At 69.0% G+C, this 13,525-nt stretch carries 13 protein-coding genes; 3 read left to right on the top strand and 10 right to left on the bottom strand.

Annotated elements, in window-relative coordinates; genetic code table 11:
* Window positions 1-82 precede the first annotated feature (82 nt).
* The 4 genes from J7500_RS14805 to J7500_RS14790 are packed head-to-tail and all read right to left on the bottom strand — an operon-like array spanning window position 83 to window position 5,852.
* On the bottom strand, window positions 83-1,243 hold the full coding sequence (locus J7500_RS14805) for a glycosidase (protein WP_294062609.1): 1,161 nt from the start codon (window positions 1,241-1,243) through the stop codon (window positions 83-85).
* A complete protein-coding gene (locus J7500_RS14800; protein WP_294062607.1) occupies window positions 1,240-2,016 on the bottom strand; it encodes an SDR family oxidoreductase in 777 nt (258 codons plus the stop codon). Before J7500_RS14800 ends, J7500_RS14805 begins: the two co-directional genes overlap by 4 nt.
* A gap of 43 nt (window positions 2,017-2,059) precedes the next feature.
* Window positions 2,060-4,294 carry a hypothetical protein gene (locus J7500_RS14795; protein ID WP_294062606.1) on the bottom strand — a complete coding sequence of 745 codons (2,235 nt, stop codon included), beginning with the start codon at window positions 4,292-4,294 and terminating at the stop codon, window positions 2,060-2,062.
* A gap of 25 nt (window positions 4,295-4,319) precedes the next feature.
* Window positions 4,320-5,852: an MFS transporter gene (locus tag J7500_RS14790; protein WP_294062604.1), complete on the bottom strand. Its 1,533-nt coding sequence runs from the start codon at window positions 5,850-5,852 to the stop codon at window positions 4,320-4,322.
* Between the two features lie 76 nt (window positions 5,853-5,928).
* Here J7500_RS14790 and J7500_RS14785 point away from each other — a divergent pair, with 76 nt between their 5' ends.
* The 3 genes from J7500_RS14785 to J7500_RS14775 all read left to right on the top strand — a co-directional run bounded on the left by J7500_RS14785 (window position 5,929) and on the right by J7500_RS14775 (window position 9,223).
* Window positions 5,929-7,419 carry a DUF5597 domain-containing protein gene (locus tag J7500_RS14785; RefSeq protein ID WP_294062603.1) on the top strand — a complete coding sequence of 497 codons (1,491 nt, stop codon included), beginning with the start codon at window positions 5,929-5,931 and terminating at the stop codon, window positions 7,417-7,419.
* A gap of 218 nt (window positions 7,420-7,637) precedes the next feature.
* A complete protein-coding gene (locus J7500_RS14780) occupies window positions 7,638-8,480 on the top strand; it encodes a diacylglycerol kinase family protein (protein ID WP_294062601.1) in 843 nt (280 codons plus the stop codon).
* Window positions 8,477-9,223, top strand: a complete 747-nt coding sequence (locus tag J7500_RS14775; protein ID WP_294062600.1) for a metallophosphoesterase — start codon at window positions 8,477-8,479, stop codon at window positions 9,221-9,223. The genes J7500_RS14780 and J7500_RS14775 overlap by 4 nt, the downstream gene beginning before the upstream one ends.
* A gap of 37 nt (window positions 9,224-9,260) precedes the next feature.
* On the opposite strand, the gene J7500_RS14770 is transcribed toward J7500_RS14775, so the two are convergent.
* The 6 genes from J7500_RS14770 to J7500_RS14745 form a co-directional block, all read right to left on the bottom strand.
* Entirely contained in the window at window positions 9,261-10,010 is a 750-nt protein-coding gene (locus J7500_RS14770; protein WP_294062599.1) for a class I SAM-dependent methyltransferase, read from the bottom strand.
* A gap of 179 nt (window positions 10,011-10,189) precedes the next feature.
* Entirely contained in the window at window positions 10,190-10,711 is a 522-nt protein-coding gene (rpsI, locus tag J7500_RS14765) for a 30S ribosomal protein S9 (protein WP_294062598.1), read from the bottom strand.
* Window positions 10,711-11,190, bottom strand: a complete 480-nt coding sequence (gene rplM / locus J7500_RS14760; RefSeq protein ID WP_294062597.1) for a 50S ribosomal protein L13 — start codon at window positions 11,188-11,190, stop codon at window positions 10,711-10,713. Before rplM ends, rpsI begins: the two co-directional genes overlap by 1 nt.
* A gap of 130 nt (window positions 11,191-11,320) precedes the next feature.
* Window positions 11,321-12,154, bottom strand: coding sequence for a hypothetical protein (locus tag J7500_RS14755; protein WP_294062596.1), 834 nt, complete (start codon window positions 12,152-12,154; stop codon window positions 11,321-11,323).
* Window positions 12,154-12,468, bottom strand: a complete 315-nt coding sequence (cutA, locus tag J7500_RS14750) for a divalent-cation tolerance protein CutA (protein WP_294062595.1) — start codon at window positions 12,466-12,468, stop codon at window positions 12,154-12,156. Before cutA ends, J7500_RS14755 begins: the two co-directional genes overlap by 1 nt.
* A complete protein-coding gene (locus J7500_RS14745; protein ID WP_294062693.1) occupies window positions 12,465-13,487 on the bottom strand; it encodes a COX15/CtaA family protein in 1,023 nt (340 codons plus the stop codon). Before J7500_RS14745 ends, cutA begins: the two co-directional genes overlap by 4 nt.
* Between the last annotated feature and the right edge of the window lie 38 nt (window positions 13,488-13,525).

The raw sequence follows: 13,525 nt of genomic DNA, 5'->3' as shown, positions 1-13,525 counted from the left end.
GGTTGGGGTGGGGCAGTAATCGCGGGCGACAAGCTCGTGGAGAGTCCCCCACCCCAAACCCCTCCCCTGAAGGGGAGGGGCTTTAGGCTTGAAACACGCTCTTCGGCACATGCGTGATCCGGCAGGCCAGGTCGGCCTCGCCGCTGGCCACGACATAGTGATCCCCCGCATCGGCAATCCCCGTCGTGAACACCACGTCGCGGACGTACATCTTGTCCTCGAGCGGCCGCGTCAGCTCGGTATTGGCCTCGAGCAGCGGAGCGTGTTCGGTGCGCAGCACGCGCGTGGGATCGTCGCGGTCGAGGATCGACCAATAGGTGCGATAGACGCCGACGATCTCCTTGGGCTCGACGCCGTGCCACAGCGTCAGCCAGCCTTCATCGGTGAGGATCGGGGGCGTGCCGCCGCCCATGCGCGCAGTCGCGATCGTGTCGGCATGGGGGCGGATGCCGGGCTCGCGGTGCGGCTTCCAGTGGAGCGCGTCGGGCGACGTGGCGAGGTTGATCGAGGGGCCGGCGCGCCATTCGCTGCCCGGCGGATAGGCGAAATAGAGGTCGCCGAGGGGGCGGGTCTGGGCCCAATATTGCCCGTCGATCCGGCCTTCGAAGATCAGCATGTCCTTGTTCTGGTGATCGAGGACCACGTCCTCGAACGTCCATTCGAGCCCGTCGGTGGAGCTGTAGAGCGTGGTCGAATGGCGCTCGGGGCTGACCGAGCAGGTCGTCATCAGCCAGCGGTCGCCGACGTGCGAGACGCGGGCGTCCTCAACGCCATAGCATTGGAAGCTGCCCTGCGGGGCGACCGCGCGGTCATAATGGACCGCGACCACGTCCAGACCGTCGGCCGACAGCTCGACCGGGAGGATCCAGGAGAGCGAGGTCAGCGCCATCACGCGCCAGCGCCCGCCGCGGATCAGGAATTTGCGGGGATCGGCGGTGTCGACCTGGTCGAGCGGCCAGGCATCGAGGACGTAGCGGCCGGCCTGCGACATGCCCCCGGCATGTCGCCGACCGCCTTCGGCTTCCCAGCGGATCGCGTGGACATGGCCGTCGAAGATCGGCTGGCGCAGCGCCTCGGCGATCCGAACCATCATCAGGAGATTGCCGTTGGGCAGCCGCGTCAGGCCGGGATTGAACGCGCCGAGCACATAGGTCTCGGCGCCGAGATGCCCGGCGAGGGGCGAGCGGGCGAGGTCGACGTCGTCGGGACCGAAGACCAGGCGATCAACAGGGAAGCTGCTCATTCGGCGATGCGCGGCTCGACGTGGATCATCGACACGAGCGACCGCCGCGACTGGGTGAGCATATAGTGCGTGGCAACCGCTATGTCCTCGGCGCGGAGCATCTTGTGCTGGTGGATCATCTCGCGCTGCTTGTCTGCGGGGATCTCGGGATATTGCATGTCGGTGCCGGTCAGGCCCGGCTGGATGATGCCGACCTTGATGTCCTTTTCCGCCAGCTCCTTGCGCAGTGCGATGGCGAAGCCCTCCATGCCGGTCTTGGCGGCGACGTAGACCGACGAGCCGGCCTCCTGCGTCACCGAGGACATCGAGCCGATGAACACCACGTCGCTGCCCGGCTCCATCCGCTCGGTGGCGAGCTTGGCGGTCTCGACCACGGCGGTGAGGTTGGTGTCCATCACATAGCGGATGAAATCGGGCTCGCTTTCCTCCAGCGTCTCGGCGGGGAGCGCGGCGTTGATCACTGCGATGTCGATCTTGCCGAGATAGCGCTCGGCTTCACTGACGAAGCGCTCGATCTCCTCCTGTCGGGTGAGGTCGATGTTGATGCCGTCGCCTTCGCCGACTTCGCGGATGCGCTTGAGCGCGTCGTCGAGATGCTCGGGCGTGCGGCCGCAGACGAAGACCCTGGCGCCCTCGCTCGCGAGCAGGATCGCGATGGCGCGGCCGATGCCGGTGGTGCCGCCGCTGATCAGCGCGCGCCGGCCGGCCAGGCTGGGCTGCTCCGTGTGCGCGTCGGCCAGGTCGCGCGCGGGCGGATCGGCGAGCTCGGGCATGGATTCTCTCCTAGAATTGTCGAGTCCAGTGTTCGGGCCCGGCTTAGGTTCCCCAGCGCAGCGTGACTCGTCCGTTCGCCGGCACGATGTAATCGACGCGGTCTTCGTCGCGGAAGCAGGGCTCGATCGCTTCCTCGCTCGGCGTCGCGACATGGAACTCGGGCAGCTTCGCGCGGCCGGTGCGAACCAGGCTGAGCCGCGCGGTGCGGCCGTCGCCGCCGCCGAGCTGGAAGGCCAGCGCACTCTCCGACGGACGCTCGCTGGCGAGCAGGAAATGATCGCAGAACATGCGGAAAGGCGCGCCGCTCACTGTGTGGAAGGTGCGGCTGGCGAAGACGAAGGCCGCGCCGGCGCCGTAGATTTCCTGCCCGACCTGGCCCGCGGGCTGTCCGTCGACGTACAGGTCCTCGACCGGGAAGCTGAGCTTGCGGTCGACATAGCTGTTGCGCGACTTCTCGGCGATCGCCTCGGGCGGGAGCGAAGCGGGGTAGTAGAACCAGGCGCGATCGAGCGTGTAGCGGCAATATTCGGAGACGAGCATCCGCACCGCCGGATCGAGGTCGGGGCCGCTGTCCTTGAGGAAACGCTCGAACGCCGAGAAGCTGTCGAAGCATTCGTAGAGCGCCATGTACGGCGCATCGTGGAGCGCGGTCGCGCCCAGGAACGTGCGGTAGTGCTTCGCCAGGCCGATCTCGGACTCCCACACCACGACATTGTGGAAGAAACTGGCGAGATAGACGTAGCTCTGCCGCAGATAGGTCTTCTCGCCGGTGATCCGCCACAGCCGCAGGCACGCGGAGGCACCCCAGGCGGTGAGGTTTGCCTGATAGTTGAGATTGAAGCGCATACCCTCCGCCGCCTTGATGGCGGCGCGGGCCTCGTCGAGGAAGCGCTTGTCGTCGGTCAGCTCGAAGGCCTGGAGCATCACATAGGCATAGATGCCGCCGACGTCGGTCTGGCCCAGCCCCTCCTCGTCGCGCGAGGCAGTGATCACCGAGAAGTCGGTCACGTTGTACTGGATCGGCCAGTGGTATTTGAAATGGTGGGCGGCCTCGATCCCGAATTCGATCGAATCGAGGAACAGCCGCTTGGCGCGATGGTCGCCGTCCGCCGCGAGCCGGCCGAGGTTGAGCAGCGGGTGGTAGAGATACCAGCTGTCGACCGCGTCCTTGTCCTTGTCCTTGCCGACATTGGGCAGGTAGCGCCGCAGCGTGCCGAGCTTGGCGTCGTAGAATTTTCGTACGCCGCGCTTGAGCTCGGCGAGCAGGGGGATCTCCTCCTGCTTCCACGCCTCATAGTCGCGGATCGCGGCGAGCACCGAGATCTGGACCATCGAGTCCGGATATTCGGTCGCGGTATAGGGGTGGATGTAGCGGAAGCCGTAGTGGCGGATCGTCGCTTCGTTCGCCCTGTCGAGGTCCTTGAGCGATGCCTCGGCGCGCCCCACCCAGTCGCGATAATCGGTGCGCGGTGGCTCGATCTGCCGGTAGATCGAGCCGAGCAGCGAGAGATAGCGCCGCGCCATCTCTGCTTCGTCGCCGTCCGGGTCCTGATGGAAGGCGAGCAGCGTGTCGAGGACCACCACTTCCTCGCCCGCCGGAAGCGGATCGAGCGGCGGCCGGCCTTTCTGCGGCGCGGTGGGGGGCAGGAAGCCGATCTCCGGCCACTCGCCGCCGACCGCGCCGTCGGGCGTGGTGCCGGTGGCGATGAAATAGGGGTTCAGGCTGGTGAAGTTCTGGAAATAGAGCACGCTGCCGAAGGCGGGCTTGCACAGCCGGAAATAGTCGACGCCGCCGTTCATGCCGCGCTGCGCCGCCTCCACCACGCCGACCGCGCCCGCCGGATCGTCGTTGGCATCGAGCGCGAACAGGTCGCGGGGAAGGAAGGGGACGAGCAGCGGCACCGATGGCGTCACGCGCGAGATGACGCGCAGCACCGGCAGCGCATCCTCCTGCAGGCGGAAGCTGACGAGGTGGCGGCCGACCGTGGAGGTGAACTCCACGCGCAGCGCCTCGCCTTCGTGCGGCTTGGGAGTGCGGATGTTCGAGCAGCCGCCGAGCGCATAGGCCGCGCGCAGCGCGAGGCCGCCCTTGCCGGGCCGGCGGACGATCGCCCAGAGCGCGTCACGCCCGGCGCGAATCTCGACCCCCAGGTCGCCCAGCCCAAGCTCGGCGACCTTCTTCATCGTGCTCGAGCGCAATTCCTCGCGCAGCAACAACAGGTTAGGGCTGACTCCGGGAAGTCTGCCGGAGCCGGAGCGCGCGGGGAGAGGTTCCATGTCGGCCATGCCTGCCACAACAGAGCTAGGCGGGAATCGTTGCCCCGCGCATCTGCCTTATTCGCCGCCGCTGGAGCCGCAGGAAGCGCGCGCGGACCTCCGCATCGCGGAGCAAAGTGGCGGGCAGATAAGTGAGGGTGCGCAGCCCCGCGACAGTGGAGAGGTTCCGCGCGGTGCGACGGGTCTGGTGGATCACCTGCTGGATCATCTCGCGCCGCTGAATCTCGCCCTTCTCGCGCACCAGCGTCAGCCGGTGGAGCGCATAGAGGCCGAGCGCGCCGGCGATGAGGAAGTAGAAATCCCATTGCGACAGCCGCAGCGGCGAGACGATCGCGACGCCGTCCGGGCTCGTCCAGCGCAGCAGCAGCTCGAACTGGCGCGCGGCGAAGAAGTCGGCGAAGGCGCCCCCCAGGATCGGCGCCACGCCCGCGGCAACGGCGGTCGCCAGCCCCGCGGTGGCGACATAGGCGGTCGCCTGGCCCTTGGGCGAGAGCTTGAGCGCGATGCTGGTGGTGGCGAGCGTCGCGCCGGCCACCGCCGATCCCATGAACAGGTGCAGCACCACCAGATAGGCGACCAGCCACGGCCCGTGCGCCATCTGCGAAGCGCCGACCATCGCGACGATGCAGACGATATAGGTCGGCGCGGCGACCAGCAGCACCGACTTGTTGGCGAAGCGATCGGCCAGCGCCCCCCAGTTGCGCAGCGCCACCAGATTGGCGAGCTGGCTCACCACGCTCAGCACCATGACGAAGGTCATGTCGAAGCCGAGCTGGCGGACGATGAAGACGGTGAAGAAGGGCGTCGCCAAGTTGATCGCGAACTGCCAGCTGGCGAGGAAGATGGTCAGCCGGCGGAAGTTGCGGTCTGCCAGCGGCTCGCGTAGCAGCCCGAACAGGCCGAGCTGCACCTCGGGGCGCGGCGGCATGGCGGGCTCGGCGATGCGCGAGGTCAGCCAGGCGCTGACGAGCCCGGCGAGGAAGCCCAGCCCATAGAGCGCGCCGAAGATGATGCTGCGCCATGCCGATCCCTCGGTCGTGCGGTCGAGCACGATCGCGGCGGCGATCCCCGCGGCCAGGCTCACCGTCGCGGCATAGCTGGTGCGGCGCGAGAAGACCCAGCCGAGCCGATCCTCGGGCGCCAGGTCGCGCATCCAGGCGTTCCAGGCGCAGGTCCCGATCGCGCCCATGCCGCAGAGGATGAGCTGGGCGAGCGCCAGCGCGGCGATCCCCAGCTCGGGCGGGAGGAAGGGGGAGAGCGCCATCAGCGCCATCATCGCGCGGCCGGTGAGGCTGCTCACCACCGAGATCAGCTTGCGCTGGCGCAGCCGTTCGACGATCAGGATCGCCGGCGCCTGGAGCAGCTGGCCGAGGAAGGGGGCGCTCGCCAGCACGCCGATCACCAGGTTCGACGCGCCCAAGTGCATCGCCAGCGCGGTCAGGATCACGCCGCTGGTCAGCGCCGTCGCGGCGGCGGCGAAGGCACCCTCGGTCACTACCTGGCCGAGCGCGTGCTGCCGTTCGGCCTCGCTCACGCTGTGCTGCGGCTGGAGGGTCATCGGGTCACCTTTGCTGGAGCAGCTGAAAAGGCCCCGGCGCTTGACGAGTTCCCTCGTCCCGGCGACACGGACGCCCATGTTGCGCCGCCTTGCCCCGTTGCTGCTGCTGACTGCCGCAGTCCCCGCCGCCGCCCAGATCCCCCAGGTCAAGGACGGGCAGCTGCTCGTCGAGGGCAAGCCCTTCCTCGTCCTTGGCGGCGAGCTGGGCAATTCGAGCGCGTCGAGCCGCGAATGGCTGGGGCCCTATTGGCAGAAGCTCAAGGCGATGCACCTCAACACGGTGATCACGCCGGTGAGCTGGGAGCTGATCGAGCCGCAGGAAGGCAAGTTCGACTTCTCCTCGGTCGACTGGCTGATCGAGGATGCCCGCGCGCACGACATGCGGCTGGTGCTGCTGTGGTTCGGCACGTGGAAGAACTCGATGTCGACCTATGTCCCCGCCTGGGTGAAGCGCGACGAGCGGCGCTTCCCGCGCACCACCGGCCCGGACGGCAAGGCGCAGGAGATCCTCTCGGCCTTCGGCACCGAGACCCGCGACGCCGATGCGCGCGCCTTCGCCGCGCTGATGCGGCACCTGCGCGAAGTCGATGGCGAGCGCCACACGGTGGTGATGGTCCAGGTCGAGAACGAGATCGGCTTCCTCCCCACCGCGCGCGAGCACGGGCGCGTCGCCGACGCGGCCTTCGCCAGGTTCCGCGGATCGGAGGAGGCGTTCACCGTCGATGCCTATGCGCGCTTCACCGAAGTCGTCGCCAAGGCGGGCAAGCGCGAATATCCGCTGCCGATGTACGTCAACGGCGCGCAGGGCCGGCCGGGCAAGCAGCCGGGCGAATATCCGAGCGGCGGGCCGCTCGCGCATCTCTATGACGTTTGGCGCAAAGGGGCGCCCTCGCTCGATTTCCTCGCGCCCGATATCTATTTCCCCAGCTTCGCCGGGATCGCCGCGGGCTATGCGCGGCCGGGCAACCCGCTGTTCGTCCCCGAGGCGAACAACGCCGGCGAGGCGCATGCCGCCGCCAATGCCTTCACCGTGATCGCGAAGCATCGCGGCATCGGTTTCAGCCCCTTCGGCATCGAGGGCATCGACGAGGCGGGCGCGGCCCGGCTCGGCGCGCTCTACGGCCTGCTCGGCAGCATGGCGCCGCAGATCCTCGAGGCGCAGAAGGCGAACCGCATCCTTGGCTTCTCGCCGCCCGTGACCTTCGAGGGGCAGGTCGACGAGACGCCGCAGGTCCAGACGCTCGGCGGCTATCGCTTCACGGTGAGCTTCGTCGATCCCTGGACGCCCAAGGACAAGCAGGTGGCGGCCGAGCATGGCGGCATGATCCTGTGGCTCGGCGGCGAGGATTATCTGATCGCGGGCAGCGGCATCACCGTCACGGTGGAGCCGGCCGACGGCAAGGGCCGCGCCGGGCTCGACCGCGTCGAGGAAGGCAGGTTCGTCGATGGCAAATGGGTGCCCGGCCGCGTGCTCAACGGCGACCAGACCCACCAGGGCCGCCACGTCCGCCTGCCGCTCGACGTCATGGGCGTGCAGCGCGTGCGGCTGTATCGGTATGGGGGCTAGTCCAGGTTCTCCCCCTCCCTGAAAGGGAGGGGTTGGGGGTGGGTGCGCGCGTCTGCGCGCTCGAAAGGACTCATCAGCGCTCCGCTGAAAAGCGCGGTGCGAGGCATCGAGCCTCGCCCAGCGCCTGACCCACCCCTTGCCCCTCCCTTCCAGGGAGGGGAAAAGAGTGTGGGCGCGGGGCAAGCCACCAATTCCCCCCTCGCGCGTTGGGCGGCGCAATGGACAGGCTCTGGTTCATCACCAATCCCAATTCCGGCACCGCGACGCGCGCCAAGTGCGAAGCGCTGGAGGCGGTGTTCGAGGAACAGGGGCTCACCCTGGCGGGGCGCACCGAATTCCCCGAGCAGAAGCTGCCGACGGGCGAGGAACTGGACGCGGCGCGGGCGGACACGGTGGTGCTCTTCGCCGGCGACGGGACGATCAACGCGGCGCTCTGCGCGCTTGGGGAATGGGAAGGCGCCTTCCTGATCCTGCCCGGGGGCACGATGAACCTGCTCGCCAAGGGACTGCATGACGAGACCGATCCGCACAAGATCGTCCATGCCGCGCACCAATGCGATCGGCGCGTCGCGCTTCCTTATGTGATCGCGGGCGAGAACCGCGCCTTCGTCGGGCTGATCCTCGGCCCTGCCGCGGCGTGGTTCCGCGCGCGCGAGGCAGTGCGCGACGGGCGGATCGGCCGGCTCGGCGCGGCGGTGCGCAGCGCCTGGCGCAGGACCTTCGGCGAGCGCGGAATCCGCGTCGCGGGTGCGGCGGGGCTGCACGACGATTATCAGGCGGTGTTCGTCACTCCCTATCCGCACGAGCTCCATGTCGCCGGCGTCGATGCGCGCGACTGGGGCTCGATCGCCCAGCTCGGCTGGGACTGGCTGACCGGCGACTGGGTCGCGGCGCGGGCGGTGAGCGAGACCTGCACCCAGGAGCTGCGCATCCGCGGCAACCGGCCGGTGCTCGCGCTGTTCGACGGCGAGCCGGTGACGCTTGCGCCCTCGGTGCCGATCCGCGCCGGGCGCAGCCTCGAGACCTTCATCGCCACCAAGGCGGAGGCGCCCGAGCCATGATCCGGCTGTTCCATGTCAGCGACGTCCATTTCGGCCGCGAGGACCGCGAGGCGGTCGACTGGTTCGGCCGCAAGGTGGTCGAGGAGCAGCCCGACGCGATCGTCATGACCGGCGACCTGACGATGCGCGCCCGCGCGCGCGAGTTCGCCGCCGCGGCCAAATGGCTCGAAGGGCTGGGGCGGCCAGTGACGGTGGAAGTCGGCAACCACGACCTGCCCTATTTCAATCTCTGGGCGCGCTTCGTCACGCCCTACAAACGCTACCAGGCACTCGAGCGGATGATCGAGCGCCCGCTCGACGTGAAGGGCGTCGCGGTGGTGCCGCTCAAGACCACCGCGCGGTTTCAGCTGCGGCTCAACTGGGCCAAGGGCTATGTGAGCACGCACGCGCTGCAGGAATCGCTCGCGCTGGTCGAGGCCGTGCCCGCGGGCGACCTTATCTTCGTCGCCGCGCACCACCCACTGATCGAGGCGGGGACGCGCGGCACGTCCTTTACGCGCCACGGCCGGATGGCACTCGACGCGCTTGCCGCGGCGGGAGCGCATGCCGTGCTCACCGGCCATGTCCACGACCCGTTCGACGTCGAATATCCAGTCGGTGGCCGGACGGTCCGGCTGATCGGCGCGGGTACCCTCTCCGAACGCGTCCGCGACCAGCCCCCGTCGTTCAACGAGATCCGCGTGGAGGGTGCGAGCTTCGAGACCCGCGCGCGGTTCAAGGGTGAAGGCGCGGTGACGCTCTGAGTTGCTCCCCTTCCTCCCTTTCAGGGAGGGGACTAGCCTACCGCAGCCGCGTCCCGATCAGCGTGCCCTTGGTCCCCGCATTGACCAACCGGAACTCGAAGTCCGGCCACTTCCGCCGCCATTTGCGCGCGACCACGCGCTCGCCGGGGCGGGCGGCGTCGTCGAGCATCACCGTGCCGCCCACGGGCAGCCGGTCGAACAGGCTGTCGGCCGCGCCGCGCACAAAAGGGTGGATCGTCCAGGGCGGGCCGTCGATAAGAAGCAGGTCGATGCGCGCGGGCAGCGGGCCGTGATCGTACCAGACCCCGGGCCAGCCGCCTGGGGAGGGGATGAGGGGCGTGGCGCGCAGCTCGGTCTCGACGCCGTTCTCGTGCAGCCAGCCCCGCGTCGCCTCGACGAAGCCGGCGTGCTGGTCGCAGCTGATCAGCCGGCCACCGCCGAACTTCTGGAGCGCGCGGCCGGCGATCAGGCTCGAGGCGCCGGCGCCGAGCTCGAGCACGATCTGCGGGCGCTGGCGCTCGATCTGGTCGACGATCAGCGTGAGGAAGCCGGTGTCGGCCTTCCAGCTGCCCAGGTGCGGCAGCGCGTCGGGCGCGAGGTCGAGCCGTTCGAGCAGCGCCGCCTTGGCTGCCCTGGATCCGCCCGAGAGGCTGCGCAGCAACCACGGCCAGTTGAGCGCGCCGAACGCAAGGAGATGGGCGATGTCGGATGCGGACCGCCGCACGTCCTCGGGCCAGACGCCGTCGTCGGCGAGGGGCAGGAAGGGCGTCGCGTTCCGTGAGGTCATCAGGCATCTCTCCTGCGGACCGAAATGCCCGGCGGGCGATCGGTTCCCTTGGGCGGAGATGCTACCTGCGCTTCGCGACGCTGTCTCGCCCCCAGGCGACGAACGGCGCCGGGAGAGAGCCCAAAGCAAAAGGGCGGCCCGTTGCCGGACCGCCCCTTCGTGTTTCCGTGCGGAAAGCCTTAGCGCTTCGAGAACTGGAAGCTGCGGCGGGCCTTGGCCTTGCCGTACTTCTTACGCTCGACGGCGCGGCTGTCGCGGGTCAGGAAGCCGGCGGCCTTGACCGGGCTGCGCAGCACCGGCTCGTAGCGGGTCAGCGCCTGGGCGATGCCGTGCTTGACCGCGCCGGCCTGGCCCGAAAGGCCACCGCCCTTGACGGTGCAGACCACGTCATACTGGCCCTCGCGCTCGGCGACACCGAACGGCTGGTTGATGACGAGGCGCAGCGTCGGACGCGCGAAATAGACTTCCTGGTCACGACCGTTGATCGTGATCTTGCCGGTGCCGGGCTTCAGCCACACGCGGGCGACGGCGTCCTTGCGGCGGCCGGTCGCATAGGCGCGGCCGAACTTGTCGACTTCCTGCTGGCGCAGCGGCGTGGTCTGCACCTGGACGACGGGAGCGGCGGCTTCCGCACCTTCGACAGGCGCTGCGCCCTGGGTCAGGTTGCCCAGATCGGAAAGGGACTGGCGGTTGTCGGACATTATGCGCCCACCTTGTTCTTGCGGTTCATGCCCGCGATATCCAGGACTTCGGGGTTCTGCGCCTCGTGCGGGTGCTCCGAACCCTTGTAGATGCGCAGGTTGCGCATCTGCTGGCGGCCGAGCGGGCCGCGCGGGATCATGCGCTCGATCGCCTTCTCGAGCACGCGCTCGGGGAAGCGGCCGTCGAGCACCTTGTCGGCGCGGACTTCCTTGATGCCGCCGGCATAGCCGGTGTGCTTGTAGTAGAACTTCTGCGTCAGCTTCTTGCCGGTGAACCGCACCTTGTCGGCGTTGATCACGATGACGTTGTCGCCGCAGTCGACGTGCGGGGTGAAGCTCGTCTTGTGCTTGCCGCGAAGCACATTGGCGATGATCGTCGCCGCGCGACCGACCACCAGGCCGTCGGCATCGACGATGTGCCACTTCTTCTCCACCTCGTGCGGCTTGGCCGACTTGGTGGTCTTCATCAGCTCCTTCATGGGGCCGGGACCTTTCGTTTGAAACGCAAGCGCGCCACCCCGAGGGGCAGCGCGGACGGCGGGCATTTGGCTGAGGGGCTCGCGAAAGTCAAGCAAATCGGCCGATTTGCTGACGGGTATTATAATACCATCAGCTTCCGGGCCATGCGCCGGGGGCTGCCGGGACGACGCGGACGACGGTCGTGCGCACTGCCTGGCGGGCGCTCTCGCCGGTGCCGGTGACGATGCGGTTGGTGTCGCTCGCGAAGCGGATCAGCCCGCTGCGCGGGTCCGTTCGGCGGAGCCGTTCGAGCTCGATGCGGCTGGCGTCGGCGCCCGTGGGCGCGGCGCTCGACGCGCGCGTGACCGACTGCAACTCCCCGCCCTCGACGGCAGTGGTAGTGCGGATGCCCTCCAGCATCTGCGCGGCGCCGAGCGGGGAGGTTCCGGGAATGCGCACGGGCGCGATGCTGCCGGCCGGCGCGCGCGGTTCGTCGTCGATGACCGCCGTGACCAGGGTGCTCAGCATCGCCCGGCGGCGAGCCTCCGGCAGGCCGCGCAGCGGCGTGGCGATGCGCTCGGCCAGCGTCGCGCGGGTGGCGGGATCGCGCGCCTTGCTGCCGGCCAGCGTGCCGATCGCATCGCACAGCCGGCCCCAGAGCGCGTCGACATCCTCCACCGCCGTCACGCTCCCGCGATCGTCGAGATGGAAGACGAGCGTCTGCCCGGTAAGCGCCGCGAAGCCGGCATCGACCATCCCGCCCACGCCGGCCGAGGCCTCCGCCTGCGGGGCCAATACCCGGACTTCGGCGCGATAGCCTGCATCCTCGCGGTGGAAGCGGATCAACCGGTGCAGCGCATAGCGGCGCTCGCTGGCGGCGTCGGTCGCGGTCTGCTCGGTGGTGACGAGCAGCGGCACGTCGAGCGGCGGGGCGAAGGCCGGCGCGGCGACCGCCGCCTGGAGCAGTATCGCCGCGGCAAGCATCAGCCGGTTTCCGTGCTCACCCAGCGCCAGACCGCGGAGGTCGCCGCGACGGGCCAGATCTCGACCACGGGCAGGTCATAGGGATGCAGCGCCTCGATCCGTTCGCGCAGCCGCTCGGCGAGCTCGACGGTGGTCTTGAACAGCGCGGGCACTTCTTCGGCGCGCTCGATCGCACCTTCCCAGCGATAGAGGGCTGAGCTGGCGCCGAGGAGGTTGACGCAGGCGGCGAGCCGTTCGGCGAGGACGGTCTGGGCGACGCGCTCGGCGTCGGCGCGCGTGGGGAGGGTAGTATAGAGGAGCGCGAGGTCGCTCACCGGCGCTGCCCGACGACGTGCGCGCCCCAGGTCGTGGCGACGAGCAGCAGCGCGCCGGTGAGCTGGTGGAGCGCGGCCAGCTCGATGTTCACCCCGCTCATCACCGTGGCGATGCCGAGCAGGATCTGCGTGCCGAAGGCGCTGTGGATCGCGATCGAGGCGCGGCGGTCGAGCTTGCGCGTGGCGCGCGCCAGCAGGACCAGCGCGGCGACGGCTATCCAGGCCCACCAGCGGTGGACGAAGTGGACGATCGCGGGGTCGTTGACGAGCGCGTCGAAGAACGGCCGGCCCTCGATCGTCGCGCCCGGGAAGAAGCGGCCGTTCATCAGCGGCCATTGGTCGGTGACCAGCCCGGCGTTGAGCCCCGCGACGAGCGCGCCGTAGAAGAGCTGGAAGAACAGGATCAGCCCGGCCGCGGCGCCTAGCGGAGTGAGGCGGGCAGGGCGCGCGTCGGGCGTGCGGGCGAGCACGCGCAGGTCGAGCGCGGTCCAGACGATCGCGGCGAGCGTGAACAGCGCGACCAGCAGGTGCGTCGCGAGCCGCAGATGGCTCACGTCGGTGCGCACGCTCAGTCCCGACTTGACCATCCACCAGCCGATCGCGCCCTGGAAACCGCCGAGCGCGAGCAGCGCGACCAGCCGCCAGCCATAGCCTTTGGGAATCTGCCGCTTGATCGCGAACCAGATCAGCGGCAGCGCGAAGGCCAGCCCGATCAGCCGCCCGAGCAGCCGGTGGAAATACTCCCAGAAGAAGATCGACTTGAACCCGGCGAGCGTCATGCCCTGGTTGAGCTGCTGATACTCGGGAATGCGCTTGTAATTGTCGAACTCGGCCTGCCACTGCGCGTCGTTGAGCGGCGGGATCACGCCCGAGATCGGCTTCCACTGCGTGATCGACAGCCCGGACTCGGTCAGTCGGGTGATGCCGCCGACCACCACCATCAGCACGATCAGCGCGGCGACCGCGAAGAGCCAGTTGGAAAGCGCGCGGGGCCGGGTGGAGGCTGTCGGAGTCGTCATCTGGAGCACGGGAGGCGTTTACTTCGCGCGCGAGGGCT

This window comes from Sphingomonas sp. (assembly GCF_017744835.1).
GTDB lineage: Bacteria > Pseudomonadota > Alphaproteobacteria > Sphingomonadales > Sphingomonadaceae > Sphingomonas.
Note: the sequence above shows the minus strand (reverse complement) of the source record. Positions and strands in the feature narration are given on the sequence as shown.